We start from the raw sequence: 22127 nt of genomic DNA on the forward strand, positions 1-22127 counted from the left end.
CCCCTAGCACCATGCCATCCAGCCAAGGCGCGGCGGCTCCTGAAATCCGGTCGTGCTTCGGTGTTTCGTCGCTATCCATTTACCATTATCTTGCACGAGATTGAAGCCAAAGATTGTGTCGTTCGGGAAACTCAACTCAAAATCGATCCCGGCTCGCAAACAACTGGGTTGGCTATCCTGTCCGAAAACCGAGTCATTTGGGCGTCCGAACTCAGCTATCGCGGACAGCAAATTAAGAACGACTTAGAGAAGCGTCGCGCTTTACGACGCTCCCGACGCCATCGAAAAACTCGTTACCGAAAGCCTCGCTTTCTTAACCGTACTCGTCCGAAGGGTTGGCTTCCACCGTCTCTCAACCATCGGGTCGAAACTACGATGACCTGGGTGAACCGTTTGCGAAAACTTTGTCCGATCGTCTCGATTGCTCAAGAACTCGTGCGGTTCGACACCCAGAAACTCCAAAACCCCGAAGTGAGTGGTATTGAGTACCAGCAGGGCGAATTGTTGGGCTATGAAGTGCGCGAGTACGTGTTGCAAAAGTGGGGTCGGAAGTGCATCTATTGCGGCGCGGAAGACCTACCATTAGAGGTCGAACATATTCATCCCAAATCCCAGGGAGGGAGCGACCGAGTTTCCAACCTCGCTTTGGCTTGCCATCAGTGCAACCAAGCTAAGGGAAACCGAGATATTCGCGAGTTTCTATCGGGCAAACCGTCCGTTCTCGACCGTATTTTGAAACAGGCAAAAGCGCCGTTAAAAGATGCGGCAGCAGTCAACGCAACTCGCTGGAAGCTGTACCAACAGTTGAAAGAAACTGGATTGCCCGTTGAAGTGGGAACGGGCGGACAGACTAAGTTTAATCGGACTCGATTGGGTTTGCCGAAAACTCACTGGATCGATGCGGCTTGCGTCGGGAAATCGACTCCCGATAGATTAGATGTCGCGATCGAGAAACCTTTACTCGTTGCAGCCAAAGGTCACGGAGTTCGGCAACGATGTCGTCCCGATCGATACGGTTTTCCGAGGGCTGTTGCCCCGAAAGCCAAATCTTTTCAAGGTTTCCAAACCGGCGATATAGTCAAGGCGACAATTCCTCAAGGAAAATTCGCCGGAAATTACACGGGGCGGATTGCTATTCGGTTTCGCCCTTCCTTTCGACTGAACGCTGGGGTTAAACCTTTCGACGTTCATCCGAAATATCTGACGACTGTTCAGAAATCAGACGGCTATGAATACAGATTCTCGAAATAAGGATGCCCTGTCGGGCAGTTCGTTTGTTGGCGGGAATTCCCCTCCCGCTAATCCTGTCGGATATAACGGGAGTCCCCTTCCCGCATTTTAGATGGAGACGAGGTGCGATCGCTTCGAGAGATTCAGCCCGAAACTCAAATACCTGCTACGCTACGAAAGCAAGTCAGCCCGCGATCCCATCTATCCGCTGTGAACTCACCTCCGACCCGCTCCTCCGTTCGCATTCTCCACCGATTTGCTAACATTTTGACGTTTTTAAGATGACTGTGTCGAAACTCAACGCTCGCACGATCGTCGCCTTTACTCTCCCCGCCATTCCCATTTCCGCGTTAGGACTGCCGTTAGTGGTGTATCTCCCTCCCTTTTACGGTGGAGAAATGGGGTTGGGCTTGTCTGTCGTCGGAACGATTTTCGCGATCGCCCGTGTTTGGGATATCTTTACCGACCCAGTGTTGGGAGTCGTCAGCGATAAAATATCCAGTCCCTTCGGGCGACGCCGGTTCTGGATTATCTTTTCGGTTCCCATTTTAGTCGCCAGTGCGTACGCCCTCTTTTTACCAAAAGCCCCCGTCAGCCCGAGTTACCTGCTGGTCTGGATGGTGGTGTTGTACGTCGGATATACCATGCTGAGCATTTCCCATATGTCCTGGGGGGCCGAACTGTCCGACAACTACTACGATCGCTCGAAAATTCAAGGCTGGCGCGAATTCGCCCTGACCTTTGGAATGCTGGCCGTGTTGGCGATTCCCGCCATCGTCCAACAAACTCACGATGCCAACGACACCTTAAAAGTTGCGGCGATGGGGTGGTTCGTCATCCTCACCTTACCAGTAGCCGTCGGTTTGTCTGTCAGTACGGTGGGAGAACGTCCCCTACCGCCATCGGTTCCGGTGGGATTGCGCCGCTCGATCGCCATCGTCGCCAAAAACCGACTGTTGCAACGAGTCCTGTTGGCAGACTTTTTAATGGGATTGGCACCGGGGATTACTGGCTCGATTTACATTTTTTTCATCAGCCACGTGATGGCACTGTCGAAGTGGTCGAGTCTGATTTTGTTACTCTACTTCGTCGCCAGTTTGGTCGGGGTTCCCCTGTGGATTTGGCTCAGTTGCCGCTTGGGAAAACACCAAACCTTCATCGCCGCTATGGTCTGGATGGCTTTGATGTTGCCGTTGTTGCTGTGGGTCGAACCGGGAAATCTGACGGCGAACGTCATCGTCAACGCCCTGTACGGTTTGGCAGGGGGAGCGAGTCCGTTTTTATTGCGATCGATTTTGGCCGACGTGACGGATTTCGATACCCTCAAATCGGGGACTCAACGGACGGGGCTGTATTACGCTCTATTGATGATGACGAACAAATTCGGATACGCCCTCGCCGTGGGAATTACGTACCCGATCCTCGATCGCATCGGCTTCGTTCCCGAACAAACCAATACGGCGGCGACGTTGGAAGGGCTGAAAATGCTGTTCGTGTTTTCGCCGATGGTGTTGGTTCTGTTGTCGGCCGCCGTGATGTGGCGGTTTCCCCTCGACGCGAACGCTCAACTCGAACTGCGTCGTCAGTTAGCCGAACGAAACCGGAACTCGTAGCGAACGACGACAACTGGCTGATGCGAAATCGCCGCGTGCGAGCGTCTCCTCCTCTCACCATCTGGGGCGGATCTGGTAGGATGAGATCGTAGCGGCAACGCGCCGTTAGAATACTATGGGTAGGCTGGGAAACACCCCGAAAACCCGTGGTCAAAGAACATCGCTAACTCCAGTGAGTTGGTGTTGCCGGAAAGTTAAAAATCTCCTTACCCGAAGGCGGTGGGGCGCATCGTCTTCGTCCGACAAAACACCTGTGAAGTCCGTTCCGATCGAGGAAGTTTGGCACTCTGCTCGGACATCTCAGTACGAGCTGACAACGCAGGAACGTCCCACTGACTTTCTCGCTCGAGAAAGACCGTCAAAATCGCGGCGCAGTGGGGTAAGAATCTCTAGACTCGATCGACGGTTTGGGTCTTGCCAAAGCGTCCGCGTTTACTCTCGAGGTCAGGATCGCATCTGCTATGGCGCGATCCCGAATCGTAGCCGCTCGCGAGGGCGCTTTTCAAGCGAAACTCGGGTTGTTGTCTGTCCCCGCGCGAACTACTCCCTGACAGTCGCGCGTTTTTGACAAACGTCCATGCACGAACCATCGGCAAAGCTGCACTGCCCCAATCCGACCTGTCAGGCTGTTAATTCAGAAGGCGAAGCGTTTTGCCATACCTGTCGAACGGCCTTGCCCAAACGCTACTTATGGGCGATCGCGCTGTCTCCGTCTCGAGGGGATACGGTGTCCTTAGACGAAGACGCGACGGATTCCCAGTTCGGACAGTACTGGGGCGATCGCTACTGGGTTAAAGGCGATCGCATCGTTCTCGACACGCATCCGGGGAATTTTCCCGACCTTCCCGATCGCGTTCCCAAAGCCCTCGAACCCTATTTGAAACTATTTCCCTATCGCTGGCATCTGCCCCAAGTGTACGGACAAGCCGGGCCGCCGTCACAACTGAGGGGGCGTAACGTCTGGTTGCTCGAAAACGCCCCGATTTGGCAGCCAGACGGCCAAACTTGGACACTGCGACCGAGTCTCGACGAGGCATGGGACGACGCGTCGCCGCTGCGACAAATCAACTGGCTCTGGCAGATGGGGCAGTTGTGGGAACCCTTTTCGCGAGAAGGGGTTGCCGCCAGTTTGCTCGATCTCGATCGCCTGCGGGTCGAAGGGGGGTTGCTGCGTTTGTCGGATTTGGCCTTGGGGCGATCGCAACCGGTTCTCGTGCAGCTCGGTCGCCTGTGGAAACGCTGGGTCGATCGCACGGCCTCGCCCTATCGGGAATTTCTCGACCGGCTGTGTCAAAAGTTGGAAACCCGAGAGATCGCGACTTCCGAACAGCTCGTGGCTGCCCTCGATCGCGCCCTCGACCTCACCAGCCAAAACTACAGATACCATACCGAAATCGCCACCCTCAGCGATCGCGGTCCGAGTCGTGTTCGTAACGAAGATGCCTGTTATCCCGTCAGCGGTCAGATGCCCACCGCCTCTCGCGTCCAGGGAACGGAGGCTCTGACGCGCCAGTTGGCGATCGTTTGCGACGGCGTCGGCGGCCACGAAGGGGGGGATATCGCCGCCAATCTGGCCGTTCACACCATCGAACAACATTTACGCCACCTAGCGACGCCGAAACACCGCCCTTCCTCCCGTGACGATCGCAACAGTCCGGTCTCGGCAGACGTTCCCCCAACCCCGGAAAGCGGCTCTCGAGCGATCCGAAATGGAACGGGACGCCATCACTGGCGCAACGGTCTGTTTTCTGCCATCGAACACGCGATTTTCGAGGCCAACAGTGCGATCGCCGATCGCAACAACCTCGAACAACGTCAGGGACGGCAACGAATGGGAACGACCCTGGTGATGTCTGTAACCTGCGATCGCGACCTCTTTATCACCCATATCGGCGACAGTCGCGCCTACCTCATCACTCGTTACGGTTGCTATGCCATTACGCTCGACGACGACGTGGCCACGCGAGAGGTGCGCCTCGGGTACGCCTTCTATCGAGAAGCACTCCAGCAAACGTCGGCCGGTTCGCTAGTCCAAGCGTTGGGAATGGGATCGTCGATCGACCTCCATCCGACGATTACGCGCTTCGTTCTCGAAGACGATTGTATTTGTTTGTTGTGTTCTGACGGCCTGAGCGATTACGATCGCATCGAACAAATTTGGCAGCAGGAGATCCAACCCCTCATCGAAAACGGTAATCTCCGACAAGGGGTGAAGCGGTTGGTGGCGATCGCCAATACCTCGAACGGCCACGATAACGTGACAGTGGCACTGACGCGAGTGCGCGTCCGACCGAAAGCCCACGCCACCCTCGAAGTTGCCGATCTCTCAGCCTGTTTGGACGACCTGCCGCAAGAGGTCGATAGCAACGACGAAACGATGCAACTGTCGCGATTCGACGATACGGCTTCGACGGAATTCGTGTCTCCGCTGGTGTCGTCGTCCTGGGGAAATCGCCTGCGGACGGGGATCGCGATCGCGTTACTTTTAGGGATTGCCAGCTCGATCGTCTATCGCGTCGGACAGCTCGATCTCACGGGATTCGGTCGCGACGAGTCGAATCCTTCGCCGATTTTAAACCTCACGCCAGAACCGACTCTGTTTCCCGAACCGGGCGAACGGCCGGTTCCCGAGGCGGGAACGCTCGTCCGTCTCAACGGCGATTTGGTCTTGCGATCGCAGCCGAATTCCGAAATCTCTTCGTCGCCTGCAACCCTCCCAACGGGTCGCGTGGTGGAAGTGACGCAAAGCAGACGCCAAAATTCGGCACAAACTTGGTTGGAACTGCGATCGTGTCGCGACCTCGAATCTTCTGCCGATGGCGATCCGTCACCGGACGATTTCGTCAGCGGTTGGATCGAGTGGTCGCAACTCAAAGCGGCGGAATTCGAGATCCTCGAGGAGACGACACAGATCGAGTGTCAACCCCCCGCTACACCCGAGACGACCGAGACGACCGAGTAATTCGTCTTCAAACAAACCGATAGTCTTGCTATTTCGTAAGCCAAAATAGAGCAGTGTCGCGACTTGAGATCGGAGCGATCGGGTAGAGAACTCACCCAGCGATCGCCATGTTCCCCAACCGGCACTGACAACCGTATCGCGAGTGTCGCACCGCACTTTTACACTCGCTTTTAACCTCGAAGCTTACTCTCGACCGATTCAATCTTATGAACGCCAAAGACCTTCTCGGTTTGATTCATCCGGCGATCGCGATCGCCTTTGTTTTTCCCCTCGTGGGTATCGTCGTCAACATGGCTTGGCAAACTCGCCAACGTCGGTTGCATCCGAGTCAAAATAAAAAAATTCCGCCCGTCGTGGGACGCGAACATCTCAAATACGGCCGTTGGCTGACGGGGGCAGTCGTGGGAATTACCTTACTGGCGTTAGCCTATTCAATTTTTATCAAAACGCCGTTTTTCGAGAATCCTCCGTTTCAAATCGGCTTCGTTATCGCCATGTTCGTGCTGACGATCGCCGCATTAATCTTGTTATACCGAACCCGTCCCAACCAACCCCTTTGGCGTGCTGTTTTCGCCACCCTCACCAGTGCGGGACTCGTGGTTCTCGGCTCTCAAGAGGGCGTGTTTCGGCGGACGAACGAATGGTACGTTTCACATTACTATTTCGGCATCGTCGTCTCGATCTTAATGGTCGTTTCGCTGACGATCGTTCCGGAAATTTACAAACATAAAGGATGGCGCGTCGCCCACATAATTCTCAATACCTTGGCTGCATTGTTGTTTGTTGGACAAGCAATGACGGGGGCGCGAGATTTACTCGAAATTCCCCTCAGTTGGCAAGCGCCTTATTTATATCAGTGCGACTGGCAAAATCAGGTGTGTCCCGAACCGCAATCCTCTCGTTCCAGTGAAACCGAGGCTACTGCGCGTGTTTCGCCTCGCACGGATTCGACGCCAACGCTGAGATCGACGCCCGTTCTCTGAGACAGTAGAAAAGCGTGGTATTTTGAAAGTCGAAGCTTCTGCACGCGTTGTCGAGACGGCGCGGGATGCTTTCGGACGCCCTCAACTTCATGCCGATGCACAAGTGGAATCTGATCGACTCTGAGTTTGTCATCAACCATCGTTGGTGTCGCGTTCGTCGCGATCGCGTGAAGTTACCCAGCGGCGAAGTCATCGATGATTTTTTCGTAAACGTTCGTCCCGATATCGCTTTAGTTTTACCGATTACCCCCGAGGGAAACGTGGTGTTCGTTCGTCAATACCGCCACGGAGTCGGTGAGGTGTTGTTGGAATTACCCGCCGGAGCTTTCGATCCCGAGGAGGAAGAAGCTGAAGCCGCAGCGAAACGGGAGTTCGAGGAAGAAACGGGATATCAACTCGATCGCCTCAATAAAATTGCCACGCTTTACGACAATCCCGTTAAAGATACGAACCGCATTCATTTGTTTTTAGCTGAAGAAGTGGAGCTGTCGGGAACGCAAGCTCTCGATCGCACTGAAGAGATCGAAGTGGTATTAGTGCCGATTTCTGAGGTTTCTGATAAAATTCGCTCTGGAGAAATTTGCGTGGCGGGAACGCTCGCCGCGTTATTTTTAGTGTTATCTTCGCGGTTTACTCATCCGTTCGTCCGTCGCGATGCTGAGGAAATTATTTTTCCAGACAATTGAACCACCAAACGGGTGAGGTTAAAATGAGTTTTGCCAGTTTGCGATATCCTCGACGGCGAGGATGGCTACCATCGGTTTCGGCGACCTCGCAATGATAGTTTCGATCGGCTAAGAGGACGGAATGCACGTCGATATACGGAATCTCGAGCCTCGAACAAAGCTGTGAAATGTCGCGAGTCAGCTCGAAAATTCGCTGGTTTTGGGCGCGATCGATCGCGGGAGGCGGACTGATAAAAAGGGTGGGATAGCGTTGTTTGGCTGCTGTTAAAATTTCGACAGTATTCTCGCGCGATTCGGAGGCGGAAACGCGAGGTTTTCCCGCTTCGATCGCCGTATCGTTCGTACCGAAAGAAAAAACTACGCGAGCGTCGCTGTTTTGGGGAAGTCGGCGATCGCATTCGTCTCGCCATCGCTGCAAAATATCGCGACTGGTATCTCGGCGAATTCCTAAATTGTATCCGGTTACGTCGTATCCCTGTCGGCAGGCGTCGGCGCACACCCGTCCCACCCATCCCAAACTCTTTTCGTCTCCCGTTCCGAGAACGAAAGAATCGCCAACAAAACCAATTCGGATATCAGAATTCATGGAAAAGTGGGGTTTGACTCGATCGCCCAAACGTAACAATTTCTCTCGATCGGAAACCCGACTCGATACTGATGGCGCGATCGCGAAGTTCGGGGAACAGTCGTCCGAGCCGTCAAGCAATAAAGTTTTATATATTATTTTCCTTGTTTTGTCAAGTCTAATGAGTCGGTCGGCAACAAACCCGCCGCGAAAAACCGGAGATCGCAGTCGGTATAAACGCTGACACCGAGAATTTTAGATTAATTTTATATTAGATTTCGTAATAACCTCGAATTACCTTAATTAAGAGTCGAGCGGATATGGATTACAAACAAGAGATCGTTACGACGATTCACGATTTCGGCTGCGATCTGGACGTCCTCGAAGCACGAACGCTTCAGTTGAGCGAACAGTTTCCGACGGCCGTTTTGATTCCCGCCCTCTACGAAGAACTCGAACGACCGGCGTTAACGCAAATCCGCGATCGCCTACGCCAGTGTCACTTCGTCAAAACCGTAGTCGTTTCCCTCTATGCGAAATCCCTCGAGCAGTATCGAAAAGCCGTCCAATTTTTTAGCGTTTTACCGCAACAAACCCTAGTGATTTGGGAAAACGGCGCGCGCGTGACCTCGATCCTCGAAGCCCTACGCGATCGCGGTTTGGACTTATTAAAATTCAAAGGTAAAGGACAAGCCGTCTGGCTGGGGTTGGGCGTAGCGTCCCTCACCGCCGATGCGATCGCCCTTCACGACGCCGACATCACCACCTACGATCGATCGTATCCCCTCAAACTGCTGTTTCCCCTCCTCGACAAAGAATGCGGCATCGCCTTTAACAAAGCCTATTACGCCAGACTCGGGAACGAAACCCGCAGTCTCAACGGGCGAGTCGCTCGCTTGTTCGTAACGCCGCTGCTGACGGCTCTAACCGAACTGTTCGGCTATCGAGATTACCTGCGTTACCTCAGTGCGTTCCGCTATCCCCTGTCTGGCGAATTCGCCCTCACCAGCGATTTAGCCTTGACGACGCGCATTCCCGGTAACTGGGGTCTCGAAATCGGAATGCTGGCGGAAGTGTATCGTAGCGTCGCCCAAAAACGGATTTCTCAAGTCGATTTAGGCATTTTCGACCACAAACACCAATCCCTGGGTCAATCGAGCCAAGAGGGACTGCAAAAAATGTGTCGCGACATTCTAAAATCCGTGTTGCGAACCCTCACCGAAACCGAACAGGTGGTGATTTCAATGGACCACATTCGGGCTTTACGAGTGAAGTTCCGTCGCGAAGCCCAAGACTTTACCCGTCAGTACTTCGTCGATGCAGTGTTCAACAACCTCCCCTACGATCGCCATCGGGAAGAAGTCATCGTCGAAGTGTTCGAGCAGGTTATCTTAGAAGCGGGAGAAGAGTATTTCCTGAACCCCGCAGGCGCTCAAATTCCCGACTGGACGCGAGCTTTAGCGGTAATGCCCGACCTCAGAGAGCAACTGCAAGCGGCCGCCGAAACCGACGCGCGAGAGGCGTTATCTGCGGTGGTTCCCGTCGTGCCAGAATTCAACGAAACGCATACCAACGGCTTAGTTCCGACCGCTTGAGCCTCGTATGGCGAGAAATGGCAACCCGGCACTTTCACCGGATTTCAACGTCTGCCCCAGTATAAGATCGGTGAAGGCTAACGGCGTGAAACGGGTTCGAGTTCTCAAACGGATATGAAACGAAGTGTCGGGTGGTTGCTAGGATTCGCACTAACTCTCCTATTGATGTGGGGATGGGGACATCGCGGCGACAGTCAAACCCCAACCCCCACCCAAATTCTCCTCGACGAGTTATCTGACTGCGAACTGGTCGATCGCATTGAAGACGAACGAATTCTCGAAGTGGAGTTTCCACCAGCTTGTCTCGATGAAAAACTGCGACTGTATAAATTTCTCGACGTTGCCAAGCAGCAAGTTAACGATAACGAAAACGTTCCGCTCGTTATTGAAAACTTACGCTACCAACTCATCGACGAGGGGGTTCGGATTCGAGGTAATCTGGCGATCGACTATCCTGTGGTGGGACTGGTCGATTTTGAGGTGTCTCAGACTGTATTCGCCGATCTCACCCACGGCGCGTTGAATTTACGAGCGGGGGAAACCCAAGTCCGAGTTGACGTTCCGTTTTTTGAAAGTAACGATTTGGGCGGACTCGTCAATCAAATTGTCGATACGCAGCTAACGATTTTCAATCAAAAAAGCTTACAGGATTTTCTCTCAGATACGGGATTAGACGAACGGATCGCCGAGGAAACCGATTTAAGCGTCGAGGCGGTTAATTTTATTGCCAAGGCGGTCGAACCGAACGTGAGCGCCCGCATTACGGAAGATGCGGTAATTTTATCGGTTCGATTTTATCCCGAAGACGAAGAAAATTAAGAGTGGTAGTGGGCATCGCCCACCTTTCCCCCAATTTCTTGGAATTAAGATTCCTGAAAGCCAATCGACTCGTAAAACATCTTGAAAGTGGGTGGTGGGCATTGCCCACCCTACTACAATTCAAATTGATTTTTTTAACTTGGAAAATCGGACAATTACGACGATGCGATCGGCTACCCGATCCAGATTCAAATTGATTTTTTTAACTTGGAAAATCGGACAGCTACGACGATGCGATCGGCAGTCGTTTGCGGAGTGACTCGCTCCGTTTTTTGGCGACTTTGTTCTTAGAATCGTATTTTAAAACAGCTTCGTAAGCATCTAATGCTTGGGCGTCTAAATTTTTCTTCTCGTAAGCAAATCCTAAATTGTTTAACGCCGTGATGTATTCGGGTTGTAAACTTAAAGCATCTTTGTACTGACGAATTGCTAAATCGTACTGTTCTTGTGCGGCGTAAGCGTATCCCAAGGCGTTATACACGAGAGCTTTGTTTTCTTCTTCTTTCAAATCTTTGGATTTTAAAGCTTTCTGAAGCTGAACGACTGCTTGAGAATAGAGTTTTTTATCTAAGAGCAAACCGCCGAGTTCGTAAAAATCTTTGGCCGTGGCATCTTTGCCTCGAACGCGCTTTTGCAGTTGAGACAGGGTCTTTTCGATCCGTCGCGTTCTGACAACTTGACGGACGATAAACCAACCTGAAACCAGTAACAAGACGATCAGTACAGATAAGTATAACAGTGGGAGATTACTGTCCATATAGCAACCCTAAATCAGTTGTGTAACAAAATTGAGACAAAAAGGGAATCGGGAACGAGGAACGGGGAACGGGGAACGGGGAGTCAGATTTTTTCTGGTGTTTTAATTTTTGACGACCCATTTGGGACTGCTATAGCACCGAAAACGAACGATAAATGTACACTGAGGCTCTACAATCCCCAGATGGCCGCACGTTCTGCCAGCCAACCTTCAGCACGCCAACGGGCGATCGCCGCGTTCACCTGCTGTCGCAACTCATCATACTGCAATCCTTTCGGCATCACGACCCCCAAGGGTTCGGCGGATAACACTTCCGACAAAAGCCGGTAGTGGGGATAGTTTTGTACCCACCCAGCTAAGACGCTACGATCGCCTGCGAAGGCAGTGGCGCGATCGGCTTCGAGTAGGCGCAACGCTTCTTGATAACTCTCGACGCCGACGAGTCGGGCTGAGGGAAGATAGTAACGCAAAAGGGGAACCGCACTCGAACCGTGCAACAGAACGATGCGACGATCGCGCAAGTCCGAGAGTTGACGAATATCTGGGTTTCGGGTGACGATCGCGGTTCCGTCGAGGTAGTAGGGCAAGCTGAAAGAGACCAAACGTTCGCGAGACAAGGTTTGCGTGACTTGGGCGATCGCTAAATCCACTTCGTCTTCTATGACCCAAGCGAGGCGATCGCGATTCGACACGGGAATCAATTCCACGGCGTTGGCGTCGCCGAGAATCTCCTCGGCTAACCGTCTGGCGATGTCGATTTCTAAACCTCGTAACTGTCCCGTTTCGTCGCGAAACCCTAGCGGACGCAGGTTGTCTTTGACGGCGATCGCCAGATAGCCGCGATCGCGAATTTCCGACAGCGGTGCCGCTACCGCAGAACGGGCGACAAACGAATGCGCCCCGATCGCGCTCAGTCCGAGAATTAAACCCAGACTGACACCAAGGCGCACTGTTTGACGAAATCGTCTCAAAAGTCGCTGACGCTTCATGTTGTGAAGCCTCTATCGAATGGGCGTAAACCTACGCACCTTTGGCCACTTCGACGACTTTGGCAAATCCCTCGGGATCGAGAACTGCCAATTGTGCCAGCATTTTACGGTTGATTTCCACGTTGGTCGCTTTGAGCTTCCCAGTTAGTTGAGAGTAGCTGATGCCGTTTTGACGGGCTGCGGCGTTGATGCGCGTAATCCACAAGCGGCGGAAATCCCGTTTGCGTCTGCGGCGATCGCGGTAGGCGTTCCGCAGGGCTTTCATCACCTGCTGGTTGGCCGTGCGAAAGTTTCTCGAGTGAGAGCCTCGAAAGCCCTTGGCAAGTTTTAAGATTTTTTTACGGCGTTTTCGGGCGACGTTCCCGCGTTTAACTCGACTCATTGAGGAATTCTCCTATTGGTTTACAAATACGGCAGCATATCGCGCACGTTTTGAGCGTCGCGTTCGTCCACGACGGCTTTGTTGCTCAGGTTGCGTTTGCGTTTGGTGCTTTTGTGTTGGAGCAAGTGATTTTTGAAGGCTTTGCGGCGCATAATTTTTTTGCCGCTACCGGTTGCCTTGAACCGCTTGGCTGCGGCTTTGCGCGTTTTCAGTTTGGGCATGGTCGCATAAATTTTGACACAGCATCCTATCATATCGCGATCGATCTTATCTACGCAATCGATTCGATCGATGAAAACCGTTTCCGAGTGGCCGTTTCCAAACCGACCAACTCTGGTACATTAAAACCAACAGGGAATGGGCGACAGAGCATCATGCAGGTTGAGGCAACGAACCGGCAACTTAACGATCGCACCTAACCCAAATCCCTTACGGTTCCCTGTTCCCTCGACCGACGGTCGGTCAAATCGTACTGTCAAACCCTACGCAACACCGACGATCGATGATTTTTGACGAAGGCGTCATCAAATATCACTGCGATTGGCAAACCGCCGAACCCTTAGCGGAGAAACTTCTGGCGCCGTTGATGCAGTGGCGCGATCGCCTCTACGAATTGGGACTCATCGGCACGTACGATAACGGAATCGGCTACGGAAACGCCAGTCTTCGCCTCGACGACTCCCTTGAATTCGCCATTTCCGGCACCCAAACCGGCCATCTCCCCCACCTCGACGCGCAGGGATACACCCGCGTCACCGCCTTCGACTTGGAGGCGAATACCCTCGTCTGTCGCGGTCCGATTAAAGCTTCCTCAGAATCCCTCACCCACGCGGCGATTTACCGCAAACGTCCCGAGATTCGCGCTATTCTCCACATCCACCACCCGCAATTCTGGAAATCCCTGCTGTATCGCGTTCCCACTACGCGCCCCGAGGTTCCTTACGGAACGCCAGAGATGGCGAAGGAGATGTTTCGCCTGTTCGACGAGGAAGGGTTAGACGGGGCGAAAATTTTGGTGATGGCGGGTCACGAAGATGGCGTCATCAGCTTCGGACGGGATTTAGATGAAGCGGGTGAGGTGTTGTTGCGCCACTTTCAGGAATTGCATTGACTTTTAAAGCAATGTGGAACAGGCGCGGAGTTCGTCGGGAATTGTCGCACCGTCGGGGAATTCGAGGAGGGTTTCGTAAGCCCCGAGGTAGCCGCTTTCGGCGAAGGACAACAGCATCCGACAGAGTGCAATCCATACCGATCGCTCGAATTCCCAATCTTCGTCTCTCGGGGCGCGATCGGCGATCGATCTCAACGCCCAAAAATAGCTGTTTCGGGTAACTGAACCGCGTTTCTTATACCCAGGAACGTCGTCTTTGTAGACGTACAACACGCTGTCTTTGATGGTAACTCTCATAGATTCAACAGTATTTTCGGATCTGTTCTAGCGTTTCGAGTTTTTCGGAAAAACGCGATTTTCGCTACAGTGAAATAAATTAGAACAGGACGAGAAAAGATTGCTATGGGCGCTGCTTCAATGTATTCCGAGGATCACTACGTCGTCCTCGAAACCAACCAACCCGAACAGATTTTAACGGCTGAGGAACTGTTCGCCAAACTGAGGGCGATCGTGGAGAGTCGGGCGATCGAGGAACTCCCCCGAGACTTGCAAAAAATCGACGATCTCGACGATCGCGTGCGTTACCTCATCGATAACACCTGCGATCTCGATATGAATCCCGGTGAGTTCCTCCAGTGGTACGCGATTCGCCTGGAAAAATAAACCCAGGTGTACCTTGTCGGTGCGTGACGAGTTCTCGGTATAAGGATTCACACCCTATTTTTCAAGTCACGCACCCTACGCTTTGGCGTCGGAAATCAACGCCACGTCGATAAAATCTTCGTCCGGCTGCTGAACTTCCACGCGCACGCCGGGTCCGAAAAAGGTGGTCATATCGTCGCATTTACCCTTCCAGGTTTCGAGAGAAATGCGGGGGGAGTCGAACTCCAGAATTAACGCATACGCCCCATCGACAGCTTCTTCACGGAGTCCTTCGAGAACGGGGCGTTCTTTGTCGTTGGGGCTAAGTCCCAGGTGTTCCAGGGTTTCGAGGAGATGCGCGCGTTCGGCGTAGCGATAGCGAGTCACGTCGCTGCGGATTTGGTTTTGGGTGTCGGTGGCTTGTTCCTCTCGCAGTTTGAGAACCTCTGGGGGCGTTTCCTGAGTCACGGGAATCGGAGGAAGTTCGGCGGATTTGAGGGCCAAACCGATGAGGAGAATGGGAATTCCGTAGAAGAATCCCGCCAGGTTGAGGGTGGCGTTTCCAGAAAAGTACGCCCCGAAGCCGATGACGGTAATCGCCCCCCCCGCGATGAGGGCGATCGCGGCGAGGGAGGTTTGACGGAGAAACGAGGGAATCATGGGTTAAAAGCCGTAAAAGCGTCGAGTGAACTTCGTTTGCGCGATTGTCGCGTTTTGAGATTGTCGCGCGATCGCCGTCTCGGTTTCAACTCAAGCCAAACCCCTCCTCTTTGTGTCCTCTGTGTCTCCGTGGTGAAAAGTCTTGGACGCGATCGCTTGACGAATTGTTAAAATAACCGCGAACACCCGTCGCCAAAGGCACGCTAAGCATGGATACGACTGCAATCCGCGCCCAAATCGATCTCATTGAAAGCAAGCGAGACGTTTTACTCGACTTACTCGAACGTCCCGATCTCGGAACGCTTCGCATCGATGTCAATCAAGCGTTGGAAGAGATGGACGAGTTAATTGAAGAGTTCAAACGCACCTTTCCCGATTCCGATTCCGACGGCTGAGGCGAATCGTCAATTCTGAAGCCGCCAGTTCGCCAACTGTCTCCTCATCGCCACTGAATTTCCTAGAAATCGCCCCCTTCGCCGCCTGTCTGTACGTGACAGTTGAAATAGCGTCGGGGGCGATCGTCCGTTTCCATCAGAGATCGCGTTTACTGAACCTATCGAACTCAGGAGTGCTATAGCTGATGGAAACGCTCGCATATTGCTTTACAAGTTTACTGCAATTCTCGAATTCCCCTAGGGACAACGTCAATTCTTCCCAAGGTTCTAGCCAGTCGTCTCGCAACGATACATCTGAGACGGACGTGCTAGGACTCGGACTTCTGTAACTCTTTCTTCTGAAATGTTAAAGAACGTTCCGAATTTCTGGAACCGCTCTTTCGCACGCTGTTGTTTACGTTAATACGCTGTTGTATTTGGAGTCACGAACCATGTCTGAGAAAAAAGTTTTTCCCGTCGCCAGTCAACCCCAACGCCAAACTGTCGAACTGGGATATTTTGTCAACGAAGTATTCTGGAACTTGCTGTTTCACCCGCAATGGGAACGAGTTTGTAAAGTGCGATCGAAACGATTGTTCGTCTCAGCTTCCCAAAGCTAAAAATAGCGTTTTTCTTATCATAAATACATCAAAAAGTCAACCCTCTAGCGTTTCGGGATCGATCCCCAACTCTTTCAACTTGGCTGCCAAACGTTCGGCTTTTCGTTCTGCCTCCGTTGCCCGTCGTTCTGCTTCCGTTGCCCGTCGTTCTGCGGTTATCGCCTGTTCTGAGGGCGAGGGAATTAACGCTCCATCGCGAGTCAACCACCGCAACCACAGGCGATCGCACCCTCGATAGCTTCCCCGCCACAGTCCCAAACTTAGCTCGATTTCCGGTATTTCCACCCGTCCCGCCACGAGTTCGACGGGTTCGTAACGTCCGCCTTCGAGCCGAAAAACTCGCAATTCGTCAGTATAGCGACCGAACACCGCGTAATAGGGAACGCGCAAAATTTGCTCGTACACCTGCCATTTCGTGGGCGGTTTTCCCGGTTGCGGCGTGGTTTGTCCCAAATCCTCGTCCTCCGTTCCCGGCGAGAGCAATTCCACCACCACAAACGGATAGGCGGGTTCTTGCCAACAAACGTAACTCAACCGCAAATCTCGTCCGTCGTACAATCGCGGTACCCCCACCGCTGCAAACCAATCCGGGCGTTTGTGCCAAAGCGGATGCGTCACGTCGTAGTAGAGATTTAAATCGCCTCCCGAGAAGATGCGATCGCTTTCCCAGTTCGGCGGTTGAAACGTCGCGTCGAGTAAATGGGGTTGGTCGTAGTGAAACGTATCGGGCAAACCTGGCTCGTCAGGAAACTCGCTAGGCAGATCGTACATCGTCGGGAGCGTTTCCCGTGGCGAACGGGGGGGATCGTATTGAATCATCGAGAAAACTCCGTTGGCACAGCAACATCGAGATGGGGCGATCGCGCTGGGAGGCACTTTGATAAGATTTTGACAACTCCCCGTGCTGAAGCAACGGGGATTCTTCCTTCACAGAACGATGCTAGGCAAAGGCAGTACCCTGGCTCAGTCTTACTCTTTCTCCAGAAGCGGTAGCGAGATGCCCTCCCGCCAAAATTCGTAAACCTTCATCTTTGATATTGATGGCTGCATTGATGTCTCTGTCATGCTTAGTTTGGCATCCTTGACAAGTCCACTCTCGAATATCGAGAGGTAGACTGCCGACTTGATTTAGGCAAACATGACAGGTCTTCGACGAAGGGAAGAATCGGTCAATTTCGACGTACATCTTTCCTTCCCATTCAGCCTTATATTTCAACAGGGTCTGGAACATACCCCACCCCACATCACTAATTGACTTAGCGAGGCTACGGTTGCGTACCATGTTCTTGACGGCTAGGTTTTCGACCACAATGACTTGGTTTTCGTCAACTAATTTACGACTTAGTTTGTGGAGAAAATCCTCACGACAGCGAGCAATCTTCTGATGAACCTTAGCAACTTTTTTACTGGCTTTAGCACGATTGCTAGAGCCTTTTGTCTTTTTAGCTAACCGTTTTTGGCGAATCACCAATTTCTTCTCGTATTTACGGTAATACTGGGGATTCCCATGCTTTGACCCATCTGAAGTAATCGCAAAATGGGCAATTCCCAGATCTACCCCAACCGCTTTACCTTCGCGACTTGGCTCAGGCTTCTCTGTGCCATCGTCGTACAGGCAAGAGGCATAGTATTCCCCTGTCGGTGCCATTGAGACTGTAACCGACTTGAGTACGCCTTCTGGTAAGCGTGAGACCCGGCAGTAGACTTTCTTGAGTTTAGGCAAGACTAGATACTCCCCATCGAGCTGGCAATTCTGAGGAAAGCGAATTGATTGCTTCCGATGCTTACTCTTGAATCGGGGGTATCTCGCTCGTCCCGCCAAGAAATTGAGGAAAGCACTGGACAGGTCAAGTGCTGCTTGTTGCAATACCTGAGAAGGTGGCTCGGTTAGCCATTCATGTTCTTTCTTGAGTCCAGGCAAGAGTTTGACGAGATCGTTGCGACTTAGCCCTTTACCTGTCTCTTGATAGGTCTTGGATGCTAAATCAAGCGCAAAATTAAAAAACCAACGTGCCGACCCGAAGGACTTAGCAAGTAAGACCTTTTGTTCTGACGTTGGATAGATTCTAAATTTGTACGCTTTTAACATGAATTATCACCATCCTGGCCACATACTAACACACTGCCCAGGGAATGGTAAGGTGGAAGTTAAGGCGCATGGCGCATCCCCGCCCTAGAAGGGCGAGGTTTTCCCGCGCCATGTTTTTGATAAACTTGCAAGAATTTCCGATCGCGATCGCACAGCAAACCACAAAAGCACCAAACTTGAGGGTTGAACTGTTTGTGGCGCGTCGTAAAAAAACTCGAAACTGACTCGAAATTAAATTCCTATGGCTCAGCAGTACCGCATTACTCTGTTACCGGGCGATGGTATCGGCCCTGAAATTATCCCCGTCGCCGTCGATGCGTTGACAGTAGTTGGGAACCAGTTCGGCTTCAAACTAACGTTTCAAGAAGGATTAGTCGGGGGTGCTGCCATCGACGCCACGGGAAACCCGCTTCCCGAAGAAACCCTAGAACTCTGCCGCAACAGTGACTCGGTGCTGCTGGCAGCGATCGGCGGTTATAAATGGGATAACCTGCCTCGCCACCAACGCCCGGAAACGGGATTGTTAGGCTTGCGGGCGGGTTTGGGCTTGTTTGCGAACCTGCGCCCCGCCACGATTCTGCCCCAACTCATCGACGCGTCCACCTTGAAACGAGAAATCGTCGAAGGCGTCGATATTATGGTGGTTCGGGAACTGACGGGAGGCGTGTACTTCGGTCAACCCAAGGGCGTGTTTGAAACTGAAACCGGGGAAAAACGCGGCGTCAACACGATGGCGTATACCGAATCGGAGATCGATCGCATCGGGAAAGTGGCCTTTGAAACCGCCCAGAAACGGGGCGGTAAGCTGTGTTCGGTGGACAAAGCCAACGTTTTGGAAGTGTCGCAACTGTGGCGCGATCGCATCACCGCCATGTCCTCGCAGTATCCCGATGTAGAACTGTCCCATCTCTACGTGGACAACGCCGCGATGCAATTGGTTCGCGCCCCGAAACAGTTCGATACCATCGTCACCGGGAACCTCTTCGGCGACATTCTCTCCGACGCAGCGGCGATGTTAACCGGAAGTATCGGGATGTTACCCTCGGCGAGTCTGGGTGCAGACAGCCCCGGCGTTTACGAACCCGTTCACGGTTCCGCCCCGGACATTGCGGGACAGGATAAGGCGAATCCCTTGGCGCAGGTTCTCAGTGCGGCGATGATGTTGCGTTACGATCTCGACCAACCGCAGGCTGCCGATCGCATCGAGAAAGCCGTTATGACGGTACTCGATCGCGGGTATCGCACTGGGGACATTATGTCTGAGGGGATGAAACTCGTCGGATGTCAGGAAATGTCCGATGCGTTGATGGCGGCGTTGGAAGAGTAGGATTTTCGGCGTTCTCGCCTGAAAAAATACTGACTTCTGGTTACAACCCCGGTTTCTTGGAGAAGCCGGGGTTTTGTCGTGGTTTTTTAAAGATTCTGTGAAGCGATACGAAAGGGGCGATCGGACTTGGGCTGTATTTCTGTCTCCATGAAGTTTTCGCGGAATTTAGGCTTCAAAATTCCAGCGATCGCACCGTTGAATCTTACGTTTTATTTGTTAAAAAATGTAAATTTACGATGCCATTCCCGTAAAAATCGTCATTTTTGACCGAGTTAATTAGGGAGGATAGACTCTTCAGTAAATCCACAGATATAGCGCGATCGCTTTACCGAAATTTCACAGACAAATCGGGTGCGATCGGCTAATTTGGACTCAACTTGAAGTACATATCGAATCAATATCGGTTCGTCAAACTTACGTAATCTTACGTAAATAAATACGTAAATAGCATAAGCGATCGCATCTCGTAATTATCTCGTAATCACCATACCGCGTTCTCTCCAGCCATCAGGAGCATCTAAATCATGAGTTCTTCCATTTTCACCAAATGGTTCCAAACCCGCGTCAAGAAGCAAAAGAACGCTGAAGAGAACGCGCAAACCTTTATCGGGTCTTCGGAGTTTGTGGTTATAAGTGTATAAAATGATACAAAAAAATTAAGAATTCGAGAGCCAAAACCTTTGAAATCTCGTGAAGTTCATTTTTCTGTCACCCTAAACTCCGAAGAGCCAATTTCGCCACCCGCCCTTCAAGACTTGCAGGAAATTATTGATTATTTTGGGTCTTCTGGGTTTGTGATGAGAACTGTATCCTAGACTACATAAAATTCAAGCTACAATCGCTGAAATCCTTGGTATCACGTTATCTATACACAAAAAATCACCGTATATCCCGAAGACCCGTAAATTTGAAGCTTGGTGTCAAAAGCTACGAAAATTCCCCACGATCGGCAAACGCTATGATGGTCTCTCGATAGGTTGGAGAGGAGTTTTACTGGATGAATATATTTTATTTTACCGAGTTACAAATAATGTGGTTGAAATTGTCCGCATTGTTTATGGAAGACGAGATTTAATGAGGCTATTCGATCGCAAATAGGTTGTTGTGCTGCTTTGGCAGCTAAATGGATGACATTTCTCTAAACAACCGCAAATCCGAATCTCAGCACCCCAGTATCTCCAAAATACCGGGGTGCTAAACCAGAGCAATTTACGACGACAGCGCGATCGCCCCAACATCCCCAAACCCGTCAAAATAGGGAATCGAACCCCACACCCGCGATTCCCATGAAACACCTCTCCCTACACAACATCCCCACGCAAGGCGTGTCCCACAACCCCAACATCCGCAAACAAGTGATGTTGAAATCGGGAGACCTCCCACACCTGACGAACTTCGCTCAAGCCAGATTCGCCCCCGGACAAGTGGCCGCCGCCCATTCCCACTCCGATATGTGCGAAGTCTTCTTCGTCGAATCCGGTTCGGGGACAATTCGCATCGACGATACGCCCTATCCCCTCGAACCCGGAACCTGCATCGCCGTAGAAGTGGGAGAAGTCCACGAAATCACCAACACGGGAGAGTCCGAACTGGTTTTAACCTATTTCGGTTTGCAAGTCTAGCGATGACTGACATAGGCTTTCCGTAATCGTTCACGAGCAATTACAACGTCCTATGTGGGAGCAAATCGCCGCGCATATTACCGAAGCCACTGGAGAACCGTTTGGTATCTCGACGAACCAATCCGTCGGCGGTGGCTGTATCAGTCAAGGAAGTACCATTTCCGACGGAAAACGCACTTTCTTCGTCAAACTCAACCAAGCCTCCGCTGCGGATATGTTCGCCGCCGAAGCGGTGGGGGTGAAGGAGATGTGGGAAACCCATACGATTCGCGTCCCCAAGCCGATTTGTTGGGGAACGGCGGGAAATTCCGCCTATCTGGTGATGGAATGGCTGGATTTGCGCGGTCGGGGCGGAGGTTCTCAGGTTTGGGAACAAATGGGGCGTCAGTTGGCGCAGATGCACCGTACCGGAACCCGCGATCGCTTCGGTTGGGATCGCAACAACACCATCGGTTCGACGCCCCAGGTGAATACTTGGACGGAGGACTGGGCGGAGTTTTTCGCCGAACACCGCATTCGCTTTCAGTTGCGGTTAGCCGCCCGTAAGGGGATGCGTTTCGACGGTGGGGAGGCGTTGGTGGAGAATATTCCCCAGTTGTTGGCGGGACATCAGCCGATTCCCTCGATCGTTCACGGGGATTTGTGGGGCGGTAACGCTTCGGTGACGGCGGATGGAGAACCCGTTATTTTCGACCCGGCGACGTACTATGGCGATCGCGAGGTGGATATTGCGATGACGGAGTTGTTCGGTGGATTTTCCGGAGCGTTCTATCAGGGCTATAACGAGGAGTGGTCGCTAGATGAGGGGTACGATCTCCGCAAAACGCTGTACAACCTCTATCACATTATCAATCACTTCAATTTGTTTGGAAGTGGTTATGCAGGTCAAGCGCAGCGCATGATTCAGCAACTTTTACGCAGTTAGGTGCATGGCTCTCGTCAATGGATGTCCTCAGTTTCTTGGGAACTGGGGATTTTTTTTGAAGGCTTTTTTAAAGATTCTGTGAAGTTACAGAAGCCGTTTGATTCCGAACTGGATGTATCGCTTTTGATGTGGGGAATTCACGCGATCGTTCTCTCCAATTTTTCGAGGAGCGATCG

At 52.2% G+C, this 22127-nt stretch carries 25 protein-coding genes; 15 read left to right on the forward strand and 10 right to left on the reverse strand.

Annotated features, from left to right (window positions below; translation table 11 throughout):
- Together iscB and POG22_RS23805 are read left to right on the forward strand one after the other, a co-directional pair.
- A partial coding sequence (gene iscB / locus POG22_RS23800; RefSeq protein WP_498907379.1) for an RNA-guided endonuclease IscB occupies window positions 1-1251 on the forward strand: 1251 nt, incomplete at its 5' end.
- A 260-nt stretch (window positions 1252-1511) separates the two neighbouring features.
- On the forward strand, window positions 1512-2843 hold the full coding sequence (locus POG22_RS23805) for an MFS transporter (RefSeq protein WP_063715659.1): 1332 nt from the start codon (window positions 1512-1514) through the stop codon (window positions 2841-2843).
- Window positions 2844-3049: 206 nt separating this feature from the next.
- Here the strand turns inward: POG22_RS23805 and POG22_RS23810 are convergent, their stop codons facing one another.
- A complete protein-coding gene (locus POG22_RS23810; protein ID WP_498907380.1) occupies window positions 3050-3205 on the reverse strand; it encodes a hypothetical protein in 156 nt (51 codons plus the stop codon).
- 215 nt (window positions 3206-3420) lie between these two features.
- On the opposite strand from POG22_RS23810, the gene POG22_RS23815 reads away from it, so the two are divergent.
- From POG22_RS23815 to POG22_RS23825, 3 genes are all read left to right on the forward strand, one after another.
- Complete coding sequence (locus POG22_RS23815) at window positions 3421-5805, forward strand: protein phosphatase 2C domain-containing protein (protein ID WP_498907381.1); 2385 nt, start codon at window positions 3421-3423, stop codon at window positions 5803-5805.
- A gap of 206 nt (window positions 5806-6011) precedes the next feature.
- Complete coding sequence (locus tag POG22_RS23820; protein WP_498907382.1) at window positions 6012-6788, forward strand: DUF4079 domain-containing protein; 777 nt, start codon at window positions 6012-6014, stop codon at window positions 6786-6788.
- A 65-nt stretch (window positions 6789-6853) separates the two neighbouring features.
- Entirely contained in the window at window positions 6854-7474 is a 621-nt protein-coding gene (locus POG22_RS23825) for an NUDIX hydrolase (RefSeq protein WP_498907383.1), read from the forward strand.
- Here the strand turns inward: POG22_RS23825 and POG22_RS23830 are convergent.
- A complete protein-coding gene (locus tag POG22_RS23830) occupies window positions 7455-8060 on the reverse strand; it encodes a GDSL-type esterase/lipase family protein (RefSeq protein ID WP_498907384.1) in 606 nt (201 codons plus the stop codon). The genes POG22_RS23825 and POG22_RS23830 overlap by 20 nt on opposite strands.
- A 299-nt stretch (window positions 8061-8359) precedes the next feature.
- On the opposite strand from POG22_RS23830, the gene POG22_RS23835 reads away from it, so the two are divergent.
- Window positions 8360-9634: a glycosyltransferase family protein gene (locus tag POG22_RS23835; RefSeq protein WP_498907385.1), complete on the forward strand. Its 1275-nt coding sequence runs from the start codon at window positions 8360-8362 to the stop codon at window positions 9632-9634.
- A 114-nt stretch (window positions 9635-9748) separates the two neighbouring features.
- Complete coding sequence (locus tag POG22_RS23840; RefSeq protein ID WP_498907386.1) at window positions 9749-10453, forward strand: hypothetical protein; 705 nt, start codon at window positions 9749-9751, stop codon at window positions 10451-10453.
- Window positions 10454-10676: 223 nt separating this feature from the next.
- On the opposite strand, the gene POG22_RS23845 is transcribed toward POG22_RS23840, so the two are convergent.
- The 4 genes from POG22_RS23845 to rpmI all read right to left on the reverse strand — a co-directional run bounded on the left by POG22_RS23845 (window position 10677) and on the right by rpmI (window position 12802).
- Window positions 10677-11210: a tetratricopeptide repeat protein gene (locus tag POG22_RS23845; RefSeq protein WP_063715654.1), complete on the reverse strand. Its 534-nt coding sequence runs from the start codon at window positions 11208-11210 to the stop codon at window positions 10677-10679.
- A gap of 170 nt (window positions 11211-11380) precedes the next feature.
- Window positions 11381-12199 carry a transporter substrate-binding domain-containing protein gene (locus POG22_RS23850; protein WP_498907387.1) on the reverse strand — a complete coding sequence of 273 codons (819 nt, stop codon included), beginning with the start codon at window positions 12197-12199 and terminating at the stop codon, window positions 11381-11383.
- 31 nt (window positions 12200-12230) lie between these two features.
- Window positions 12231-12581, reverse strand: coding sequence for a 50S ribosomal protein L20 (rplT, locus tag POG22_RS23855; protein WP_017661379.1), 351 nt, complete (start codon window positions 12579-12581; stop codon window positions 12231-12233).
- A 20-nt stretch (window positions 12582-12601) separates the two neighbouring features.
- Window positions 12602-12802 (reverse strand): 50S ribosomal protein L35, encoded by a 201-nt coding sequence (rpmI, locus tag POG22_RS23860; protein WP_026097699.1) that lies wholly within the window; start codon window positions 12800-12802, stop codon window positions 12602-12604.
- Window positions 12803-13083: 281 nt separating this feature from the next.
- On the opposite strand from rpmI, the gene POG22_RS23865 reads away from it, so the two are divergent.
- The gene (locus POG22_RS23865) at window positions 13084-13692 is read left to right on the forward strand and encodes a class II aldolase/adducin family protein (protein ID WP_498907388.1); all 609 of its coding nucleotides are present in this window, start codon (window positions 13084-13086) and stop codon (window positions 13690-13692) included.
- 3 nt (window positions 13693-13695) lie between these two features.
- Here the strand turns inward: POG22_RS23865 and POG22_RS23870 are convergent, their stop codons facing one another.
- Window positions 13696-13989, reverse strand: a complete 294-nt coding sequence (locus POG22_RS23870; RefSeq protein ID WP_017661382.1) for a hypothetical protein — start codon at window positions 13987-13989, stop codon at window positions 13696-13698.
- Between the two features lie 105 nt (window positions 13990-14094).
- Here POG22_RS23870 and POG22_RS23875 point away from each other — a divergent pair, with 105 nt between their 5' ends.
- Complete coding sequence (locus POG22_RS23875; RefSeq protein WP_498907389.1) at window positions 14095-14355, forward strand: CRR7 family NDH-1 assembly protein; 261 nt, start codon at window positions 14095-14097, stop codon at window positions 14353-14355.
- A 75-nt stretch (window positions 14356-14430) separates the two neighbouring features.
- Here POG22_RS23875 and POG22_RS23880 read toward each other — a convergent pair whose 3' ends face one another.
- Window positions 14431-14994 (reverse strand): DUF2854 domain-containing protein, encoded by a 564-nt coding sequence (locus POG22_RS23880; protein ID WP_498907390.1) that lies wholly within the window; start codon window positions 14992-14994, stop codon window positions 14431-14433.
- 209 nt (window positions 14995-15203) lie between these two features.
- Between POG22_RS23880 and POG22_RS23885 the strand changes: the two genes are divergently transcribed.
- Both POG22_RS23885 and POG22_RS23890 read left to right on the forward strand, forming a co-directional pair.
- On the forward strand, window positions 15204-15389 hold the full coding sequence (locus POG22_RS23885; protein WP_017661385.1) for a hypothetical protein: 186 nt from the start codon (window positions 15204-15206) through the stop codon (window positions 15387-15389).
- Between the two features lie 431 nt (window positions 15390-15820).
- Window positions 15821-15988, forward strand: coding sequence for a hypothetical protein (locus tag POG22_RS23890; RefSeq protein WP_017661386.1), 168 nt, complete (start codon window positions 15821-15823; stop codon window positions 15986-15988).
- A gap of 36 nt (window positions 15989-16024) precedes the next feature.
- Here POG22_RS23890 and POG22_RS23895 read toward each other — a convergent pair whose 3' ends face one another.
- Entirely contained in the window at window positions 16025-16807 is a 783-nt protein-coding gene (locus POG22_RS23895; protein WP_498907391.1) for a Uma2 family endonuclease, read from the reverse strand.
- A gap of 121 nt (window positions 16808-16928) precedes the next feature.
- Window positions 16929-18077, reverse strand: a complete 1149-nt coding sequence (locus tag POG22_RS23900; RefSeq protein ID WP_498907392.1) for an RNA-guided endonuclease TnpB family protein — start codon at window positions 18075-18077, stop codon at window positions 16929-16931.
- 241 nt (window positions 18078-18318) lie between these two features.
- Here POG22_RS23900 and leuB point away from each other — a divergent pair, with 241 nt between their 5' ends.
- From leuB to POG22_RS23920, 4 genes are all read left to right on the forward strand, one after another.
- A complete protein-coding gene (leuB, locus tag POG22_RS23905; RefSeq protein WP_498907393.1) occupies window positions 18319-19404 on the forward strand; it encodes a 3-isopropylmalate dehydrogenase in 1086 nt (361 codons plus the stop codon).
- Window positions 19405-20292: 888 nt separating this feature from the next.
- Window positions 20293-20502, forward strand: coding sequence for a type II toxin-antitoxin system RelE/ParE family toxin (locus POG22_RS23910; RefSeq protein ID WP_223307421.1), 210 nt, complete (start codon window positions 20293-20295; stop codon window positions 20500-20502).
- A 188-nt stretch (window positions 20503-20690) separates the two neighbouring features.
- Window positions 20691-21026, forward strand: a complete 336-nt coding sequence (locus POG22_RS23915) for a cupin domain-containing protein (protein ID WP_063715910.1) — start codon at window positions 20691-20693, stop codon at window positions 21024-21026.
- A gap of 52 nt (window positions 21027-21078) precedes the next feature.
- A complete protein-coding gene (locus POG22_RS23920) occupies window positions 21079-21951 on the forward strand; it encodes a fructosamine kinase family protein (RefSeq protein ID WP_498907394.1) in 873 nt (290 codons plus the stop codon).
- Window positions 21952-22127: the final 176 nt, after the last annotated feature.

This window comes from Geitlerinema sp. CS-897 (assembly GCF_028368005.1).
Lineage (GTDB): Bacteria > Cyanobacteriota > Cyanobacteriia > Cyanobacteriales > Geitlerinemataceae > Baaleninema > Baaleninema simplex.

Bases quoted from the DNA above. Each gene is read 5' to 3' on its own strand.
- POG22_RS23920 (WP_498907394.1), top strand. From the start codon at position 21,079: ATGTGGGAGCAAATCGCCGCGCATATTACCGAAGCCACTGGAGAACCG.
- rplT (WP_017661379.1), bottom strand. From the start codon at position 12,581: ATGAGTCGAGTTAAACGCGGGAACGTCGCCCGAAAACGCCGTAAAAAA.
- POG22_RS23885 (WP_017661385.1), top strand. From the start codon at position 15,204: ATGGATACGACTGCAATCCGCGCCCAAATCGATCTCATTGAAAGCAAG.
- POG22_RS23845 (WP_063715654.1), bottom strand. From the start codon at position 11,210: ATGGACAGTAATCTCCCACTGTTATACTTATCTGTACTGATCGTCTTG.
- POG22_RS23805 (WP_063715659.1), top strand. From the start codon at position 1,512: ATGACTGTGTCGAAACTCAACGCTCGCACGATCGTCGCCTTTACTCTC.
- POG22_RS23875 (WP_498907389.1), top strand. From the start codon at position 14,095: ATGGGCGCTGCTTCAATGTATTCCGAGGATCACTACGTCGTCCTCGAA.
- leuB (WP_498907393.1), top strand. From the start codon at position 18,319: ATGGCTCAGCAGTACCGCATTACTCTGTTACCGGGCGATGGTATCGGC.
- POG22_RS23835 (WP_498907385.1), top strand. From the start codon at position 8,360: ATGGATTACAAACAAGAGATCGTTACGACGATTCACGATTTCGGCTGC.
- POG22_RS23915 (WP_063715910.1), top strand. From the start codon at position 20,691: ATGAAACACCTCTCCCTACACAACATCCCCACGCAAGGCGTGTCCCAC.
- POG22_RS23825 (WP_498907383.1), top strand. From the start codon at position 6,854: ATGCTTTCGGACGCCCTCAACTTCATGCCGATGCACAAGTGGAATCTG.
- POG22_RS23820 (WP_498907382.1), top strand. From the start codon at position 6,012: ATGAACGCCAAAGACCTTCTCGGTTTGATTCATCCGGCGATCGCGATC.
- POG22_RS23870 (WP_017661382.1), bottom strand. From the start codon at position 13,989: ATGAGAGTTACCATCAAAGACAGCGTGTTGTACGTCTACAAAGACGAC.
- POG22_RS23890 (WP_017661386.1), top strand. From the start codon at position 15,821: ATGTCTGAGAAAAAAGTTTTTCCCGTCGCCAGTCAACCCCAACGCCAA.
- POG22_RS23880 (WP_498907390.1), bottom strand. From the start codon at position 14,994: ATGATTCCCTCGTTTCTCCGTCAAACCTCCCTCGCCGCGATCGCCCTC.
- rpmI (WP_026097699.1), bottom strand. From the start codon at position 12,802: ATGCCCAAACTGAAAACGCGCAAAGCCGCAGCCAAGCGGTTCAAGGCA.
- POG22_RS23830 (WP_498907384.1), bottom strand. From the start codon at position 8,060: ATGAATTCTGATATCCGAATTGGTTTTGTTGGCGATTCTTTCGTTCTC.
- POG22_RS23850 (WP_498907387.1), bottom strand. From the start codon at position 12,199: ATGAAGCGTCAGCGACTTTTGAGACGATTTCGTCAAACAGTGCGCCTT.
- POG22_RS23840 (WP_498907386.1), top strand. From the start codon at position 9,749: ATGAAACGAAGTGTCGGGTGGTTGCTAGGATTCGCACTAACTCTCCTA.
- POG22_RS23865 (WP_498907388.1), top strand. From the start codon at position 13,084: ATGATTTTTGACGAAGGCGTCATCAAATATCACTGCGATTGGCAAACC.
- POG22_RS23815 (WP_498907381.1), top strand. From the start codon at position 3,421: ATGCACGAACCATCGGCAAAGCTGCACTGCCCCAATCCGACCTGTCAG.
- POG22_RS23895 (WP_498907391.1), bottom strand. From the start codon at position 16,807: ATGATTCAATACGATCCCCCCCGTTCGCCACGGGAAACGCTCCCGACG.
- POG22_RS23900 (WP_498907392.1), bottom strand. From the start codon at position 18,077: ATGTTAAAAGCGTACAAATTTAGAATCTATCCAACGTCAGAACAAAAG.